This is a genomic window from Achromobacter sp. 413638 (assembly GCF_043119405.1).
GTDB lineage: Bacteria > Pseudomonadota > Gammaproteobacteria > Burkholderiales > Burkholderiaceae_B > Achromobacter.
The window spans coordinates 23,162-40,810 of the sequence record NZ_JBICCO010000064.1 but is presented as its reverse complement, the minus strand read 5'-3'; the positions used below and the strand labels follow the sequence as shown (position 1 = coordinate 40,810).

The 17,649-nt window shown below is 67.4% G+C and carries 17 protein-coding genes; 14 read left to right on the top strand and 3 right to left on the bottom strand.

The genetic code is table 11. The features are described 5' to 3' along the window. Positions 1-185: 185 nt before the first annotated feature. From ACEU5R_RS22480 to ACEU5R_RS22450, 7 genes are all read left to right on the top strand, one after another. Positions 186-917, top strand: coding sequence for a 3-deoxy-D-manno-octulosonic acid kinase (locus ACEU5R_RS22480; RefSeq protein WP_392411740.1), 732 nt, complete (start codon positions 186-188; stop codon positions 915-917). Between the two features lie 167 nt (positions 918-1,084). Beyond that, positions 1,085-2,188 (top strand): polyamine ABC transporter substrate-binding protein, encoded by a 1,104-nt coding sequence (locus ACEU5R_RS22475; protein WP_103273590.1) that lies wholly within the window; start codon positions 1,085-1,087, stop codon positions 2,186-2,188. A 6-nt stretch (positions 2,189-2,194) separates the two neighbouring features. Beyond that, positions 2,195-3,322, top strand: coding sequence for an ABC transporter ATP-binding protein (locus ACEU5R_RS22470; RefSeq protein ID WP_392411738.1), 1,128 nt, complete (start codon positions 2,195-2,197; stop codon positions 3,320-3,322). Positions 3,323-3,344: 22 nt separating this feature from the next. After that, positions 3,345-4,265, top strand: coding sequence for an ABC transporter permease subunit (locus tag ACEU5R_RS22465; protein ID WP_392411736.1), 921 nt, complete (start codon positions 3,345-3,347; stop codon positions 4,263-4,265). Next, positions 4,262-5,071 carry an ABC transporter permease subunit gene (locus ACEU5R_RS22460; RefSeq protein ID WP_392411734.1) on the top strand — a complete coding sequence of 270 codons (810 nt, stop codon included), beginning with the start codon at positions 4,262-4,264 and terminating at the stop codon, positions 5,069-5,071. Before ACEU5R_RS22465 ends, ACEU5R_RS22460 begins: the two co-directional genes overlap by 4 nt. Further along, positions 5,068-5,424: an arsenate reductase gene (locus tag ACEU5R_RS22455; RefSeq protein WP_103273594.1), complete on the top strand. Its 357-nt coding sequence runs from the start codon at positions 5,068-5,070 to the stop codon at positions 5,422-5,424. Before ACEU5R_RS22460 ends, ACEU5R_RS22455 begins: the two co-directional genes overlap by 4 nt. A gap of 12 nt (positions 5,425-5,436) precedes the next feature. Further along, complete coding sequence (locus tag ACEU5R_RS22450; protein ID WP_392411732.1) at positions 5,437-6,165, top strand: DNA-3-methyladenine glycosylase; 729 nt, start codon at positions 5,437-5,439, stop codon at positions 6,163-6,165. Positions 6,166-6,230: 65 nt separating this feature from the next. Here the strand turns inward: ACEU5R_RS22450 and ACEU5R_RS22445 are convergent, their stop codons facing one another. Then, the gene (locus tag ACEU5R_RS22445; RefSeq protein WP_392411730.1) at positions 6,231-6,938 is read right to left on the bottom strand and encodes a YrbL family protein; all 708 of its coding nucleotides are present in this window, start codon (positions 6,936-6,938) and stop codon (positions 6,231-6,233) included. 161 nt (positions 6,939-7,099) lie between these two features. On the opposite strand from ACEU5R_RS22445, the gene rmuC reads away from it, so the two are divergent. The 4 genes from rmuC to rpiA all read left to right on the top strand — a co-directional run bounded on the left by rmuC (position 7,100) and on the right by rpiA (position 12,570). After that, the gene (rmuC, locus tag ACEU5R_RS22440) at positions 7,100-8,500 is read left to right on the top strand and encodes a DNA recombination protein RmuC (protein ID WP_392411742.1); all 1,401 of its coding nucleotides are present in this window, start codon (positions 7,100-7,102) and stop codon (positions 8,498-8,500) included. A 99-nt stretch (positions 8,501-8,599) separates the two neighbouring features. Then, positions 8,600-10,129, top strand: coding sequence for an amidase (locus ACEU5R_RS22435; RefSeq protein ID WP_392411727.1), 1,530 nt, complete (start codon positions 8,600-8,602; stop codon positions 10,127-10,129). Between the two features lie 56 nt (positions 10,130-10,185). After that, positions 10,186-11,850: an isovaleryl-CoA dehydrogenase gene (locus tag ACEU5R_RS22430; RefSeq protein ID WP_392411725.1), complete on the top strand. Its 1,665-nt coding sequence runs from the start codon at positions 10,186-10,188 to the stop codon at positions 11,848-11,850. Between the two features lie 42 nt (positions 11,851-11,892). Then, positions 11,893-12,570 carry a ribose-5-phosphate isomerase RpiA gene (rpiA, locus tag ACEU5R_RS22425; protein ID WP_103273600.1) on the top strand — a complete coding sequence of 226 codons (678 nt, stop codon included), beginning with the start codon at positions 11,893-11,895 and terminating at the stop codon, positions 12,568-12,570. 57 nt (positions 12,571-12,627) lie between these two features. On the opposite strand, the gene ACEU5R_RS22420 is transcribed toward rpiA, so the two are convergent. Beyond that, positions 12,628-12,957: an addiction module antidote protein gene (locus ACEU5R_RS22420; protein ID WP_103273601.1), complete on the bottom strand. Its 330-nt coding sequence runs from the start codon at positions 12,955-12,957 to the stop codon at positions 12,628-12,630. After that, positions 12,954-13,277 (bottom strand): type II toxin-antitoxin system RelE/ParE family toxin, encoded by a 324-nt coding sequence (locus ACEU5R_RS22415; RefSeq protein ID WP_392411723.1) that lies wholly within the window; start codon positions 13,275-13,277, stop codon positions 12,954-12,956. Before ACEU5R_RS22415 ends, ACEU5R_RS22420 begins: the two co-directional genes overlap by 4 nt. 271 nt (positions 13,278-13,548) lie before the next feature. On the opposite strand from ACEU5R_RS22415, the gene phoU reads away from it, so the two are divergent. From phoU to ACEU5R_RS22400, 3 genes are all read left to right on the top strand, one after another. Then, positions 13,549-14,274: a phosphate signaling complex protein PhoU gene (gene phoU, locus ACEU5R_RS22410; protein WP_103273603.1), complete on the top strand. Its 726-nt coding sequence runs from the start codon at positions 13,549-13,551 to the stop codon at positions 14,272-14,274. Positions 14,275-14,696: 422 nt separating this feature from the next. Further along, a complete protein-coding gene (locus tag ACEU5R_RS22405; protein ID WP_103273604.1) occupies positions 14,697-15,251 on the top strand; it encodes a fimbrial assembly protein in 555 nt (184 codons plus the stop codon). Positions 15,252-15,371: 120 nt separating this feature from the next. Further along, positions 15,372-17,630 carry a TcfC E-set like domain-containing protein gene (locus ACEU5R_RS22400; protein ID WP_199770827.1) on the top strand — a complete coding sequence of 753 codons (2,259 nt, stop codon included), beginning with the start codon at positions 15,372-15,374 and terminating at the stop codon, positions 17,628-17,630. Positions 17,631-17,649 lie beyond the last annotated feature (19 nt).

Sequence of the window (17,649 nt, the reverse complement as noted above, 5' to 3'; positions counted from 1 at the left end):
GTCGGTGCGCCGGACGGCGGCGCCGTCGCCGTGGCCTGCTGGCTGGCGGCGCTGCGGCCGCATGTCGGGTCCGTGTAAATAGCGGGTCCGTGTAATAATTTTGGGGACGTTTTCCCTTTTGGCGTATCTCCATTGACTGCAAGCGACATCGACCGGCGCCGGGCGCCGCAACGGGGCGGCCGGCCATGAAGGCGGAACGCGATGCGTCCGGCGCCCGCCGCGCGGCCTGGCCGGCGCCGCTGGGCGGCGCCATGCTGAGCGACGCGCGTCTGGGCGAGGCCGGACCGCAGCTGTTCGACCCCGCCCGCTATGGCGAGCGCGCCCGTCCGGTGGACGCCGGCGGCCGGCAGGCCGCCTGGTTCGTGCACGGCGAGGGCTGGCAGGGCGTGCTGCGCCGCTACCGGCGCGGCGGCATGATCGCCCGCCTGAGCCGCGACAGCTATCTGTGGGCCGGCGAGGACCGCACGCGCAGCTTCCGCGAATATCGGCTGCTGGCCGCCATGCGACGTCAGGGCCTGGACGTGCCGGCGCCGCTGGCCGCCGCCTATTGGCGCCAGGGGCCGGTCTACCGAGCCGCGATCCTGGTCGAACGCATTCCCGGCGTGAAGCCGCTGGCCCAGATGCTGGCCGAGCCGCTCTGGGAGCCGGTGGCCGCGGCCATCGTCCGCATGCACCGGGCCGGCGTCTGGCACGCCGACCTGAACGCGTTCAATATCCTGATCGGCGGCGAGGGCCGCGTCTGGCTCATCGATTTCGACCGGGGCACCCAGGGACGGCTGTCCGATCGCCAGCGCCAGGGCAACCTGGAGCGGCTGCGGCGTTCGCTGAACAAAGTGGCGGGGGACGCCGGCGAGCGCTTCTGGCTCAAGCTGCGCGACAGCTACTGGACGGCGTGGGGCGTGGGCATCCAGCCTTGACGCGGGCGAGGGCCGTCCGTCCGGGGCCGATGGGGCGCAGACGAGGCGATCGTCCCCCGATTTGCGGCAAAAAGCCCCCCAAAGTTGGGGAGGTCCGCGTTAAAAAGCTTTATCATTGCGCCTTTTGGCACTCCTGAAATACACGCATAGGGCAAGGGGGTTCGTATATGAAACTAGGGGCGGGAATGCGCTGGGCGCTCGGGGCGATGCTGGTCGCGGCGGCCGCGACGCCGGCGGTCGCGCAGAACAAGGTCGTCAACGTCTACAACTGGGCCGAATACACGGCGCCGGACACGATCCCGGGTTTCGAGAAGGAAACCGGCATCAAGGTCCGCTATGACGTCTACGACAGCAACGACACGCTGCAAGCCAAGCTGCTGGCCGGCAAGTCCGGCTATGACGTCGTTGTCCCGTCCACGCATTACGCCTCCCGCCAGATCGAGGCGGGCCTGTTCCAGAAGCTGGACAAGTCCAAGATCCCGAACTGGAAGTACCTGGATCCCGACGTGATGGCGCTGGTCGCCAGCGTCGACCCGGGCAACCTGTACGCCATCCCCTGGGGCTACGGCACCAACGGCCTGGGCTACAACGTCACCAAGGTCAAGCAGATCCTGGGCGACAACGTCGACCTGGGCAACTGGGACATCCTGTTCAAGCCCGAGAACGCCGCCAAGCTCAAGGAATGCGGCATCTCGATGCTGGACGAGGCCGCGCAGGTCTTCCCGGCGGTGCTGAAGTACCTGGGCAAGGATCCCAACAGCGCCAACCCCGACGACTACAAGGCCGCGCTGGACCTGCTCAAGCAGATCCGCCCGTACATCCGCCAGTTCAGCTCGTCCGGCTACATCGACGAGCTGGCCGTGGGCGACCTGTGCATGGTCTACGGCTTTTCGGGCGACGTGATGATCGCCCGCAAGCGCGCCCAGGAAGCCAAGAAGTCCTATGAAGTGAATTACTTCATTCCCAAGGGCGGCGCGCCGGCCTGGTTCGACCTGATGGTCATCCCGAAGGATGCGCCGCATCCCGAGGAGGCCCTGGCGTTCATCAACTACATCGAGACGCCCCAGGTCCACGCGGCCATCACCAACACCATGTTCTACCCGAACGCCAACAAAGAGGCGCGCAAGTACGTGGTGAAGGACGTGGCCGACAATCCCATGATCTACCCGTCGCCCGAGGTGTCCAAGACCCTCTATGTGATCAAGGCCCAGCCCTTGAACGTCCAACGCCTGCAAACGCGCATGTGGGCCGAGCTGAAGTCCGGAAGATAAGCGATCATGAGCGATAGCCGTTACTCGGCGCAGCACGCGGCCGATCCGGACGAGTTCGTCCGGATCGCCGACGTGGTGAAGATTTTCGGCGACGTGGTCGCCGTGCGTTCCGTCAACCTGTCGGTCAAGCGCAACGAGATATTCGCGCTGCTGGGCAGCTCCGGCAGCGGCAAGTCGACCTTGCTGCGCATGCTGGCGGGCTTCGAGGAAGCGACCTCGGGCCAGATCCTGCTCGACGGCGAGGACATCACCAGCACGCCGCCGTACCGCCGGCCCGTGAACATGATGTTCCAGTCCTATGCGCTGTTCCCGCACATGACGGTCGAGGCCAACGTGGCCTTCGGCCTGAAGCAGGAAGGCGTGCCCCGGGCCGAGATCCACGACCGCGTGTTCGAGGCGCTGGACCTGGTGCAGATGGCCGGCTACGCGCGGCGCAAGCCCAACCAGCTCTCGGGCGGGCAGCAGCAGCGCGTGGCGCTGGCACGCAGCCTGGTCAAGCGGCCCAAGCTGCTGTTGCTGGACGAGCCCATGTCGGCGCTGGATAAGCAGATCCGCCAGAAGACCCAGATCGAGCTGGTCAAGATCCTGGAGCAGGTCGGCGTGACCTGCATCATGGTCACGCATGACCAGGAAGAGGCCATGACCATGGCGCATCGCCTGGCCGTCATGACCGATGGCCAGATCGTCCAATGCGGCACGCCGCAGGATGTCTACGCCTTCCCGAACTCGCGCTTCGTCGCCAGCTTCATCGGCTCGACCAATATGTTCACCGGCACCATCGTGGTCGACGAACCCGACCACGTCGCCATCGAGTGCGCCGAGCTGACGCGCCCGCTGTACGTCAGTCACGGCGTGAGCGAGCCGCTGGGCATGGACGTGCACGTGTCGATCCGGCCCGAGCGCCTGGTGGTGTCGCGCAACCAGCCCGAGGGGGACTACAACTGGGCGCACGGCATGGTCAGCCACATGGCCTGGATGGGCAGCTACGCGCTGTACCAGATCCGGCTGGATTCCGGCACGATGGTCGAGGCCAGCGTGCCCAGCCTGCTGCTGGCGCAGATGGATGCGCCCGGCATCGACGAAGAGATCTTCGTCAGCTGGGACGCCGACAGCGCCACCGTGCTGTCGTCCTGAGCGCGGCGCGGAGGTCCATTCCATGAGCCGCTTTTCTCCCCGCGACTGGCTGCCTTCAGGCAAGACGCTGGCGGTGGTGCCGCCGTTCGCCTGGCTGCTGGTGTTCCTGCTGGTGCCGTTCCTGCTGGTCTTCAAGATCAGCTTCGCCGAACTGCAATTCGGCGTGCCGCCATACACGCCGCTGGCCGAATTCAAGGACGAGGCGGTGCAGTTCAGCCTGCACCTGCGCGGCTACATCCTGCTCCTGACGGACAGCCTGTACTTCGCCACGTATCTGAACTCGGTCAAGATCGCCGCCATCACCACGCTCTGTTGCGTGTTGATCGGCTATCCGATCGCCTATTACATCGCGCGTTCGTCGCCCTCGGTGCGCAACCTGCTGCTGCTGGGCGTGATCCTGCCGTTCTGGACCTCGCTGCTGCTGCGCGTGTACGCCTGGGTCGGCATCCTGCGCAACGACGGCCTGCTCAACAACCTGCTGCAGGCCCTGGGCATCATCTCCAGCCCGCTGGAAATCTATCGCACCGACCTGGCGGTCTATATCGGCATGGTCTATGCCTATCTGCCGTTCTTCATCCTGCCGCTGTACGCCACGCTGGTGAAGATGGACCTGCGCCTGCTGGAAGCCGCCTATGACCTGGGCGCCAAGCCCTGGCAGGCGTTCTGGCAGATCACCGTGCCGCTGTCGCGTCAGGGCGTGATCGCCGGCGCCATGCTGGTCTTCATCCCGGCGGTGGGCGAGTACGTGATCCCGGAAATGCTGGGCGGCGCCAACACGCTGATGATGGGCCGCGTGATGTGGAACGAGTTCTTCAACAACACCGACTGGCCGATGGCCTCGGCGGTGACCTGCGTGATGGTGCTGCTGCTCCTGGTGCCGCTGGCGCTGTTCCAGTACAACCAGGTCAAGCAGCAGGAACAGGCCGGCGGGGGGCGCAAATGAACGGTCCCAACAAGACGCTGCGCGCCCTCGCGCTAGGGCTGGGGTATTTCTTCCTGTATGTGCCCATCGTCAGCCTGATGGTCTTCTCGTTCAACGAGTCGCCGGCGGTCACGTCCTGGACCGGCTTCTCGATGCGCTGGTACCACTCGCTGTTCAACGACGACGCGCTGCTGCGCGCGGCCTGGCTGTCGTTCCGCATCGCCGCGCTGACGGCTACGGCGGCGGTCATCCTCGGCACCTGGGCCGGCTATGTGCTGGCCCGCATGGGGCGCTTTCGCGGCTTCACGCTGTACGTGGGCATGCTGAGCGCGCCGCTGGTCATTCCCGAGGTAGTGCTGGGCATCTCGCTGCTGCTGATGTTCGTCGAACTGCGCGGCCATCTGGGCTGGCCCGCCGAGAATGGCATGTTCACCATCTGGGTCGGTCACGTCACGCTGTGCATGGCTTTCGTCGCCGTGGTCATCCAGACCCGCATCCGCGACCTGGACCGCTCGCTGGAAGAGGCCGCGCTGGACCTGGGCGCCACGCCGCTGGTGGTGTTCTTCAAGATCACGCTGCCGCTGATCGCGCCGGCGCTGGCCTCGGCCTGGCTGCTGTCGTTCACGCTGTCGCTGGACGACGTGGTGCTGGCGTCCTTTCTGTCGGGCCCCAGCTCCAGCACGCTGCCGATGGAAGTGTTCTCGCGCGTGCGGCTGGGCCTGAAGCCCGAGATCAACGCCCTGGCCACGCTGTTCATCCTGGCGGTGGGCACCTGCGTGATCCTGGCCAACCGACTGCAATCGCGCAAAGAGACCGAATTCAAATGAAATCAACGACTTTGTATGGCTTGAGCAAGTGCAGCACCTGCGTCAAGGCGCGCGACTGGCTGAGCGCGCATGGCGTCGCGCATGATTTCGTCGACTACCGCGATCATCCGGTGGCTGCCGCCACGCTCAAGGCCTGGGCCGGCAAGGTGGGCGGCTGGGAAAAGCTGGTCAACCGCACGTCCATGACCTGGCGCGCGCTGCCGGACGAGCGCAAGGCCGCCAGCACCGACGCGCAATGGACCCAGCTGATCGCCGAGTACCCGGCGCTGGTGCGCCGCCCGGTCACGGTCACGCCGGACGGCGAGGTCACGGTCGGTTTCAGCGAAAAGCGCTACGGCGAACGCTTCGCCTGATCGCGCAGCGCCATGGCCGGCAAGGCAATTCCATCGGGCAGCGCCGCAGCGGCGCTGCCCGATGTTTTTTTCGACCGCGACGCCCGCGAGCTGGCGCGCGACCTCTTGGGCAAGGTGATCCGGCACCGCGTCGACGGGCTGTGGCTCTCGGCCCGCATCATCGAGACCGAGGCCTACTATCAGGCCGAGAAGGGCAGCCACGCCTCGCTGGGCTACACCCACAAGCGGCGCGCGCTGTTCATGGACGGCGGCGTCATCTACATGTACTACGCGCGCGGCGGCGATTCGCTGAACTTCAGCGCCGCCGGGCCGGGCAACGCGGTGCTGATCAAGTCCGGCCATCCCTGGGTCGACGCGCGTTCGGGGCCAGAGGCGCTGGCGCGCATGCAGGCGCTCAATCCCGACGCGGCGGGGCGCGCGCGTCCGCCGCACAAGCTGTGCGCCGGCCAGACCCTGCTGTGCCGCGCCCTGGGCTTGAAGGTGCCTGACTGGGATGCGCGCCGCTTCGATCCCGAGGCGCTGTACGTGGAGGACGTGGGCGAGCGTCCCGCCGCCCTGATCCGTTGTGCCCGGCTGGGCATTCCGGCCGGCCGCGACGAGCACCTGCCATACCGCTATGTGGACCCGGCCTATGCCGCGTTCTGCACCCGCAACCCGCTGCGGCGCGGCCAGGTCGCGGGTCGCGACTACGTCTGGGTGGATGGGCGGGGCAGGGAATTGCCACCGCCGGGCGGGGCGTAGCGGGCGCAGCCCTGTTCAGCGCGCCAGGCGCCGGCTGAGGTCAGGGCACTGCCGAAAGCGCCGTCTCAGGCGGAGCGGTCTGTGGCTACGCGCGCCCGGCGCTCCATCGAGGCCAGCATCTCGGCGTACTTCCGCCGCACGCGGCGGCGGTTCAGGCGCCGGCTCCAGGCGTACAGCGGAATCAGGGGCAGCGAGCCGAAGCCGTCGATCAGGTACAGCCCGGGCTTGCCGTCGGCGTTGCGGCCGCAGGCGATGTTGGAGGGCGAGACGTCATGCAGCACGACATGGGCGTCGGCCAGATCCTCGAAGAACTCGTCCAGCCGCGCCCGCAGGGCCTCGTCCAGCCGGCCCTGGCGCGCCAGGCTCGCCACCGTGGGCGCGATCCCGCCCGCGTCGTCGGTGATCTTCTCCACCAGCAGCCCCAGCCCCAGCGATGTCTGCGCCACGCCCACGATGCGGGCCAGCGGCACCTGCCATACACCGGAGGGGCGGGTGGTGGTGTTGACGTATTCGGTGATCTCGTTCAGGTAGACGCGGTAGGCGCTTTCACGCTGATACTGCTTGTACCAGCGCTTGAATGGCCGCGCTTGCAGGTAGCGGGCGCGCGCCTTCATGTCCATCACCTTGACGAGCAGGGAAGGGGCGTTCGGGTGCTGGAAGATGTGACGGTCGCCGCCGACCGCCAGGGGGGATTCCGCGTCCAGGTTCAGGGGACCGAAGATCGATTGAAACGAGACTGGGTTGCTACAGGATGGAAGATCGGCGGAGTTCAAAACAGTTGCGTGCTCATGCAGATTGTTAACAGTTTAAAGCTGTTGCGCGGAGCAGGCAGGCATACCCGACTGACGGGGCTGGCTTTTTATCCAGGGCCGTCCAGAGCCAAAATACCGGGCCGCATCCTAAAATCCCTGTTTTGGAGGCGAGTCCCTTGACCTTGAATGACATCCTGCTTTGGGTCGCGGCCGGTGGCGCCGTGCTGGCCTGCCTGCTTGGCCTCGCGGCCTGCCTGCGCCCGTCCGCCGGCCCCGCCCGCCTGGACGCGCTGCTCGAAGGGCTGGAACGCACCGAGCGCGCGCTGCGCGCCGACATCGCCGAGGGCCAGCGCGGCCTGCGCGGCGAACTGGCGGAGTCGGCCCGCGCCCTGCGCGCGGAGCTGGGGCAGGCCCAGGATGAGCTGCGCGCCGGCCTGGGGCGCGACGCCCAGGCCGCCCGCGCCGAGTCCGCCGAATCGCTGGCCCGCTTCGCCGCCGGTTTCGGCGAGCAGCTGCAGGGGCTGATCCAGATCAACGAGCGCCGTCTGTCCGAAGTGCGAGCCACCGTCGACCAGCGCCTGCAACTGCTGCAGGCCGACAACGGCGCCAAGCTCGACGAGATGCGCCGGACCGTGGACGAAAAGCTGCACGCCACGCTGGAACAGCGGCTGGGCGAATCGTTCAAGCTGGTCTCCGAGCGGCTGGAGGCAGTGCACAAGGGCCTGGGCGAAATGCAGGCGCTGGCCGCCGGCGTGGGCGATCTCAAGCGCGTGCTGACCAACGTGAAGTCGCGCGGCACCTGGGGCGAGGTGCAACTGGCCAGGCTGATCGAAGACAACATGACGCCGGACCAGTACGCCAGCAACATCAAGCCGGTGCCGGGCAGCGACGCGATCGTGGAATTCGCCGTGCGCCTGCCGGGCAGGGCGGGCGGCGCGCCGGTCTGGCTGCCGATCGACGCCAAGTTCCCCAAGGAAGAATACGAGCGCCTGATGGATGCCCAGGAAGCGGCCGACGCCGAGGGCGCGCGCGCGGCCGGCGCGGCGCTGGGCAAGGCGGTGGAAGCGCAGGCCCGGCTGATCGCCGCCAAGTACGTGGCGCCGCCGCACACCACCGATTTCGCCATCATGTTCCTGCCCACCGAAAGCCTGTATGCCGAGGTGCTGCGGCGCCCGGGGTTGCTGGACCGGCTGCACGGCCTGCGCGTCAACGTGGCCGGCCCCAGCAATCTGGCGGCCTTGCTGAACAGCCTGCAGATGGGCTTTCGCACCCTGGCCATCGAGCAGCGCTCGTCCGAGGTCTGGCAGGTGCTGCGCGCCGTCAAGACCGAGTTCGGCAAGTTCGGCGAGGCGCTGGCCAGCGTCAAGAAGACGCTGGACAACGCCAGCAACAAGATCGGCCAGACCGAGGTGCGCACGCGCGCCATGCTGCGCAACCTGAAGAGCGTCGAGGCCTTGCCCGAGGCCGATGCGCGGCTGGTGCTGGGCGGGCAGTCCGGTCAGGATGCGGACGATCCGGGCGACGCCGGGGAGGCGGACGCCGGCTATTCCGCTGTGGCGGCAGAGCCACCCCGGCAGGCGTGATTCCTAGCCGCCCGGCAGGAGGCAGCTTGTTGCCCCGCCATACAGTGGATATCCTCATGCTTGCGGCAATCCGCCGTCGATATCTGGAGCATCGCAAGCATGGGCACCGCTGAACGCCACGATCCTTCTTCCCTCGACGCGACCTGGCTGGCCGCGGCCATCGCCGATGGCCAGACCACGGCCAGCCAGGCCATGCGCGAGGCCCTGGAGCGGGTCGCCGCGCGTAATCCCGACATCAACGCGGTCTGCGGACTGCGGGAAGACCTGGGCCTGAGCCTGGCCGCCAGGACGGACGAGGAACTGGCGGGCCTGACGCGGGACGGGCGGCGCGCCCTGCTGGCCGAGCGTCCGTTCCTGGGCGTGCCGACCTTGCTCAAGGACCTGGGCACGGCCGCGCTGGGCCTGCCCAGCGCCATGGGCTCGGTGCTGTACGGCCAGGTAGAGTGGAACGTGGACGCTGAAATCGTCGTCCGCTACCGCCGCGCCGGCCTGATTCCCTTTGGCCGCAGCACCAGCGCCGAGCTGGGGCTCAGCCCCACTTCCGAATCGCCGGTCTACGGCGCGCCCACGCAGAATCCCTGGAAGCCCGGTCATAGCGCCGGCGGTTCCAGCGGGGGCGCGGGCGCCGCGCTGGCCAGCGGCATGGTGCATATCGCGCACGGCAGCGACGGCGGCGGTTCGATCCGCATTCCCGCGTCCTGCTGCGGCGTGCTGGGCCTGAAGCCCTCGCGCGGCCTGATGCCGCTGGGCCCGCTCAAGGGCGAAGGCTGGGGCGGGCTGGCCACCGAGCACATGATGACCCTGTCGGCGCGCGACTGCGCCGCCGCCCTGGACATCAGCGCCGGCGCCGACGTGGGCGCGCCCTATGCCGCGCCGGCCTTGCCCGCGCAATCCTTCCGCGCGATCGTGGCGGACGCGGCGCGGGATCCGCGCGCCGTCGCGCCGCGCCGCATCGCCTGGCTCAACACGACCTACGAAGGCGACGCGATCGATCCGGAAGTCGCGGCCGCGGTAGCCGAGGCCGCCAGCCTGTTCGCCTCGCTAGGGCACGAACTCGAGACCGCCGCGCCGCCCGTGGGCTCGGAAGAGGTCCTGTCGCCGATGCTGCCGCTGATCGCCAGCGCCGCGGCCAATGCCATCGACGCCTTCGTCGCCGCGCGCGGCCGGCGCCTAGCGGCCGACGAACTCCAGCCCACCACGCTGGGCGCGCGCGAGTACGCGCGCAACATTTCGGGCGCGCAGTACGTGTCCTGCGTCGACGCCTGCCACGAGATCACGCGCCGCGTCGGCCGTTTCCTGGACCGGCGCGACGGACAGGGCTACGACCTGTTCCTGTCGCCGACGCTGGCCGGCCTGCCCGCCGCCATCGGTCGTTACGCCATGGACAACGCCGATTACCTGGCCTACCGTCTGGGCAAGAAGGGCGTGATCGGCTATTCGCCCTTCGCGCCGCTGGCGAACCTGACCGGCATGCCCGCGATCTCCATTCCCTTCGGGCTGTCGCGCGATGGCCTGCCCATTGGCATCCAACTGATGGGGCCGTTGGGCAGCGAGGCCTTGCTGTTGGCGCTGGCGGCGCAGGTCGAGGCCGTCAAACCATGGCAGCGGGTGGCGCCGATGGCCCGCTAGCGGCAAGGCCGGGGCAGCGGGCGCGCCGCGCCCGCCCACGGCAACAGGGAGAGATCATGGCATCGTTTTCGACGCATACCGTGTTCAACCAGGTTCCGCCCCTGGAGGACTATTCCCTTTACGAGACGGATCCCGCGCTGCGCGCGGCGGTGGCGCGCGAAGGCGCGGCGGCCTGGGAGGGCGACCTCGCCGCCCATGGCGCCTGGCTCGGGCGGGCGCAGACGCTGGCCGCCGGGGACGAGGCCAATCGCCATCCGCCCAGGCTGATCAGCTATGACCGCGGCGGCCATCGCGTCGACCAGATCGAATTCCATCCGTCCTGGCGGCTGCTGATGGGCGGCGTGGTGGCGCGCGGCCTGCACAGCCGTGCCTGGGCGCAGCCGGCGCCGGGCGCCCAGGCCGCGCGCGCCGCCGCCTACCTGATGCAGGGCCAGGTCGAGGCCGGCACCTTGTGTCCGACCACCATGACTTTCGCGGCCGTGCCGCTGCTGCAACGCGAACCCGCCGGCGTGGTGGACTTCGGCGGCGACTGGCTGCCCGTGCTGTATTCGCGCGAGTTCGACGGCGCGGACGCGCCGCTGACCGCCAAGCGCGGCGCGCTGATCGGCATGGGCCTGACCGAAAAGCAGGGCGGTTCGGACCTGCGCGCCATCAGCACGCGGGCGACGCCGCTGGGCGCGCCGGGGCGCGGCTGCGCCTATCAGCTGGTGGGCCACAAATGGTTCTATTCGGTGCCGCAGGCCGATGCGCACCTGGTGCTGGCCCAGGCCGACGAGGGGCCCAGCTGCTTCTTCGTGCCGCGCTGGATACCGGGCGGGCCGCGCAACGCCGTGCGCGTGCGCCGCCTGAAGGACAAACTGGGCAACCGCAGCAACGCCAGCGCCGAGGTCGAGTTCGAGGACGCCTGGGGCGTGATGGTGGGCGAGCCGGGCCGCGGCCTGTCGGTGCTGCTGGAAATGGCCGCCACCACGCGGCTCGATTGCGTGCTGGGCAGCGCGGCGCTGTTGCGCCAGGCGCTGGTGCAGGCCGCGCATCACGCGCGTCATCGCCAGGCCTTCGGCAAGCCGCTGGCCGAGCAGCCGCTGATGCGCAACGTGCTGGCCGACCTGGCGCTGGAGAGCGAGGCGTCCATGGCGCTGGCGCTGCGGCTGGCGCGCGCCGTCGACGAGCGCGCCGACCCCGGCGCGCGGGCGCTGGCGCGCGTGGGCACGCCGGCCGCCAAGCTCTGGGTCTGCAAGCGCGCCGTGGCGGCGGTGGCCGAGTGCCTAGAGGCCTGGGGCGGCAACGGCTACGTGGAAGACGGTCCCATGCCCAGGCTGTACCGCGAGACGCCGGTGAATTCGGTCTGGGAAGGCTCGGGCAACGTCATGGCGCTGGACGTGCTGCGCGCGTTGCAGCGCGAACCCGAGGGCATGCCCGCGCTGGCGCGCGAGCTGGACGCGGCCGCCGGCCAGTACCGCGACTACGACGCCGCGCTGGCGCAATGGCGCGCCAGCCTGGCCGACCCGGCGCAGGCCGAGGTCCAGGCCCGCCGCATCGCCGCCGGGCTGGCCCGGCTGTGGCAGGCGGCGCTGTTGATCCAGCACGCGCCGGCCGCCGTCGCGGACGCCTTCGTGGGCAGCCGGCTGGCGGCGAGCGGCGGCATTTTCGGCGAATTGCCCGCCGGCGCCGATGTCCGCGCCATCCTCGCGCGCGCCTGGCCGGACGCAGCCGCATGCTAAATTTCCCTACTTCCCCGTACCGCCTTACCCATTTGGAACGCCATGCTTTCCCAGCAAGAACTCAAGCAGCAGGCCGCCGACGCGGCCCTGGAATTCGTTGAACAGGTCGCCGGCCCGGACGCCATCATCGGCGTGGGCACCGGCTCCACCGCCGACCTCTTCATCGACGGGCTGGCCCGTTTCAAGGGCCGCATCGCCGGCACGGTGGCCAGCTCGGAACGCAGCGCCGCCCGCCTGGCGGGGCATGGCCTGAAGGTGCTGGACCTGAACGACGTGCGCTCGATGCCGATCTACGTGGACGGCGCCGACGAGATCAACGCCGGCCTGCACATGATCAAGGGCGGCGGCGGCGCGCTGACGCGCGAGAAGATCGTCGCCTCGGTGGCCGAGCGCTTCATCTGCATCGCCGACGAATCCAAGCTGGTCCAGACGCTGGGCAAGTTCCCGCTGCCGCTGGAAGTGATTCCGATGGCGCGCGAGTCCGTGGCCCGCGCCATGACGGCGCTGGGCGGCCAGCCGCGCCTGCGCGAAGGCTTCGTGACCGACAACGGCAACATCATCCTGGACGTGTCCGGCCTGTCCATCACCGACGCGCCGGCGCTGGAAGCCCGCGTCAACAACTTGCCCGGCGTGGTGACTTGCGGTCTGTTCGCGCTGCCCGGCGCCGACGTGGCGCTGCTGGCGACGCAGAACGGCATCCGGCGGCTGGATCGCGCCTGATGATTTCCCCCACGGCTGCGTTTGCGCGGCTGTGGGCGACAGGCATGGCGCGCCGGCTCAAGCGGACGCGTGTTTTTCGGGCTCGACCGACAGGCGCAGGCCCAGGGTCTTGAGCACCGCCAGCAGCGTCTTCAATGTGGGATTGCCATTGGGCGACAGCGTGCGGTAAAGGGACTCGCGGCTGATGCCGGCTTGCGCCGCGACGACGGCCAGGCCACCGTAGGCTTCGGCTACGGTGCGCAGGGCGAGCAGGCCCGCGGCCCGGTCGTCGGGGTCGTCCAGCGATTCCAGGGCGGCCTTGAGATATTCGACGGCCAATTGGCGATCCGCTCGCAGTTCGGCGACTTCCGCGGCGTGGTGAGATACCGCGCCCTTGAGCTTGCTCATGCCTGCCTCCGTTTCCATTCCTGCCACAACGCCTGGGCGACCTTGATGTCGCCAGCCTGGCTGCCTTTGTCTCCGCCACACAGCAGCAAGACGACAGCCTTGCCGTGCCGGCCGCAGTAGACGCGATAGCCAGCTCCGGTATGTATGTGTAGTTCGATGACGCCCGCGCCCACCGGCTGCGAGTCGCCGAAATTGCCCATTTCGAGCTGCCGCAGGCGCACCCGGATACGGGCCTGGGACGACTTGTCGCGTAGCGTATTGAGCCATGCGGAGAAGGGTTCGCCGCCATCCTCGCGCTGATAGCGCAGCAATTCCAGCATGGTATGATTGTAGCTTGAAAGCTACTCCTTGTGGGTGAGAGCCACCGGTGGGCAAGCCGGCGAGGCCCGGGATCAGTGGGGAAGCGCAGCCTGGACGCTTGCGCCGGGCGCAGGCGTGTCCAAGGATCGTAATGCCTTCCTTGCAGCGGTTTGCCGGGGTGTTCATAATCCTGTCACACATGGGTCATAACCTTGCGGGCTGTGCAGGCCCATCACGAAAACGCTTACTTTCCGGGGCAATGCAATGAAACCAACCACGCAGGGAGCCCGGATGACCGAGCACACAAACAAGCAGTTCGACGCTGATCTGGAAAACGTCCGCTCGCAGTTCCTGCAGATGGGCGGCGTGGTGGAAGCCATGATCCAGGAAGCCATCGACGCGCTGGCCAGCGGCGACATGGCGCTGGTGGACAAGGTCCGCGAGCGGGAAAAGGAAGTCAACCGTCACGAAGTCGAGATCGACGAGAGCATCAGCCGCATCCTGGCCCGGCATCAGCCCACGGCCATCGACCTGCGCATGCTGATGGCGGTGTCGAAGATGCTGACCGACATGGAGCGTTCCGGCGACGAGGCCGAGAAGGTCGCCACCGTCGCGCGCCGCATCCATGAGGGCGAGCTGCGCCACTTCCCCGTCATCGAGCTGCGCCACATGGCCGCCAATGTGCGCACCATGTTGCACCAGGCGCTGGACGCCTTCGCCCGCCTGGATCCGATCCAGGCGGCCGCGGTGGTGCGCAGCGACAAGGAAGTCGACAAGGAATGGAAGGGCGCGCTGCGCCACCTGATCACCTACATGATCGAGGATCCGCGCACCATCTCGCGCTCGATCGACATGATCTTCATCGCCCGCGCGCTCGAGCGCATCGGCGATCATGCCAAGAACATGTCCGAGCGCGTGATCTACATGGTCAAGGGCGCGGATGTGCGCCACACCGGCGTGAAGAACACCGAGCGCCTGGCGCGCGGCGAGGAAGACGAACGCAACGAGGCCGAGTAAAGCGCGCGGGGGCTGGCGTCAGCCGGCCTCGGCCCTGATTCCCGATCGTCCGGCGCAAGCCGAAAAAACCCCTGGAGCGTGGGCTCCAGGGGTTTTTCATTTCCGGCTTGGCGCATGTCGCCGAAGGGGAGGCAGCGTCGTGCGCCAGTCGGTGCGCGGACGCCTGCCGCAGGCGGCTTTATTAAGACTTCTTGGATATTTGTATTAATGATTCAGCGTAAGTCTGATCATTAATCCATTGCCTTTTCTATTGATTTTTGCAGTTGTATTTTCGAACTTTTCAATTAAGAAATTTCTCGAAGAAATTCCATTTAAGTCTCCCCATCATAGCGACTGCCTGAATCGGGATGCTACCCAGCTACCCGGTCAGGTTGCTCCTTGCCTCGTGGCAAGGAACAACTTCAACCTTTGGCTGGTTCACTATGAAACTCAATAAAATCATTCTCGCGATCGGGTTGGGCGTGGCAGCGGTTGGCGTCGCCAATGCCGCCAACGTGTCCAAGAAAATCACCCTGACGGCCCAGATCAACGACGCCATCTTCGTTTCCAAGGCGGATGGCGCCACCTGGTACGGCACGGAAGAACTCGAGGCCGCCGACTATCGTCAGCAATCCTTCTCCAAGACGCTGCCTGTCCGCGTCTGGACCAAGAACTCGGACTTCAAGGTCTCGCTGCAGCAGCCGCTGAAGATGACCAACGGCGTCTACGAAATGAAGAACGCCAAGGTTTCGCTCACGTCCGGCGCTGGCACCGGCGAGGTGAAGTTTGGCTCGGCGCTGACAGTCAAGCAGGTGACGACGACCGCCGACGGCTTTGATGAAGTCCACAACGTCACCGTCCACGTGGACGCGCCCACCAAGACCACCGGCGGCCCGGATACCAACGGTAGCTACAGCGGCGATCTGGTCATGGTGTTCGAACCCGTTGCCGCGACCGGCACCGGCGGTTCCGGCGGCTCTGGCACCCCGACCCCGTAAGTCGCACTGCCTCGGGCGCGGCAATGCGCCCGTTCCCGGACCCCGGTCTCGCATCGGGGTCCGCGCGTTCTCTCTCCCTTCCTCCCGTGAGTCCTTCTGGGTATTCCAGGCGATATCAGCATGTCTGTACGACAGACTTCCTCTCGGCTATGCATGGCGTGGGCGTGCCTTTCGGTCATCGTCCCCGGGCGCGCGCATGCGCAGGCGGTCGTCAGCTACGGCGTGCCGGAAGGCTTCAGCGAGATCGAGCTGGACAACACGGCCAGCTATGTGGCGACCTACGACGGTAAAACGCTGCCCGGCCTGGTCAACTATTCGCAGAAGCGGGCGGCGCTGGGATTCGATGCGGAGCTGTACGCGGCCAATGGCATCTCGGTGGAAGAGATCAACGCCATCCGCAACGTCGTGTCCAGGATCGACTACAAGCAGTGCGTCAATGGCTGCGACATGCAGGTCGCGGGCCACTATGTCACCGTCGACAAGGTGCGTCGCACGCTGGATATTCGCAGCTCGCGGTCGGATTACCTGGCGCCGTCCACGTCGGTGGGGCTGGTCAGCAGCCACGCCATCGACCTGCGCGGCTCGTCGGACGGCTATCGCAGCGCGAACGTCTATGGCAATACCTGGCTGGGTTTGCCAGGGCGCAGCTTTGGCTACGCAAGCTGGTATGGCGGTCGCAGCCGCACGCAGGGCCGCAGCACCAGCAACCAGGGGCTGTCGTCGTATTACCTGCAAAAGAACTTCTCCGGCACCTATGTGCGGGCGGGCAAGCAGAACAGCATCGACTACGCGTCCGGCTCGGTCAGCACCGTGCTGACCCCCAGCTTCGACCGTTTCGTCACCATAGGCAGCCAGGACAATCTGCGCAATCAGCGCAACGCCGGCTCGCTGGTGCTGTATGCGACGGCCGAGGGCAACTACGAGTTCTACCGCAACGGTCGCCTGGTGTGGAAGCGGCCGGCCACGCTGGGCCGCAACGAGGTCAGCTATCTGGACCTGCCCGGCGGCTACTACCCGCTGGAAATCCGCCTGGTCGACCGCAACGGCAACGTGCTCAACAGCGAAACGCGGGACATCAATAACCTGAACTTCGCCAGCGGCCAGAATTCCTGGCACGTCACGGTGGGCCAGGAGATGAACACCGGTGAAAACCTGGTGCAGGCCTCGGTCAGCCGGAACCTGAGCCAGTTCTACCTGAACGGGTCCGTGGTTCGGAGCCAGCGCTCGGAATGGGCCACGGAAGTGAATCTGACTCGTCCTTCCAAGTTCGGCGAGACCGACATCACGCCGACCGTCGGCGTGCTGGCCGGCGAGCGCGGCAAGGGCGGCTACGCCAACCTGCAGGTGAGCGATCCGACCCTGGGCAGTCTCTGGGTCAGCCGCTATCTGAACAACGATGTATCGCGCTTTTACTGGGGTTCGCCCAGCACCAGCGTGTCGTACAGCCATCTCGTGCGCGGCGTATCGCTGGGCTACAACTACTACAAGCAGCCCTTCGGCGAAACCCATCAGGCCGAAGTGCGTTGGAACTACCGTCCCAACGGGCTATGGTCCACCTTCGCGCTGGGGGTGCAGAAGGGCGGCTACATGAGCCGCGACGGCGGCTACGCCGTCTACTTCAACATGACCTGGACGCTGGACAAGACGCAGGCCAGCTTCCGCGCGGCGCAGTATGGCGGGCAGACCCAGATGAGCGGCGACTACCGCCGCGATTTCCAGGACAGCTACGGCTCCACGTCGCTGGGCACGACCGTGACGCGCCAGGATCGCGAGACCAGCCTGACGGCCTATGGCAGCCGTTCCGGCACGCGTGGCGACACGTCGCTGAACCTGGGCCACAACGGCCGCAGCACCAGCGCGGACTTCAACTATCGCGGCATGGTCGCGGCCAGCGCCGACGGCCTTGCCCTGGGACGCTATAGCGGCGGCGGCAGCGCCTTGTTGCTCAAGACGCCGGAGGTGTCCGGCACGGACTACGGCTTCAACGTCGAGGGCCATCCGGTGGCCGGCGGCGGCACCTATGCGGTACCGCTCGGCATGTATGACGACGTGTCCTTCGCCCGCGTGGTCAGCGGCAACGACGGCCTGGACATGAACATCGAGGTGCCGGCCAACATCGTGCGCGCGCACCCGGGCCAGGTCTATCCGGCCCAGGCCAAGGTCGACATCAACATGGTCTACAGCGGCCTGCTGACCGGGCCGGACGGCGAGCCGGTGGGCGGCCGGATTCTCGAAACCGGCGACACGGCCCATCCGAACGGCCTGTTCTCGATATCGGCCAAGACCGTGTTGCCCAAGATCACCGTGCAGCAGGCCGGCAGGAGCTACGTCTGCGACCTGTCCGACGGAGGCAGCGACGGCCGCTACCGCTGCGAGTAACCGAACAAGGGATTCTTCT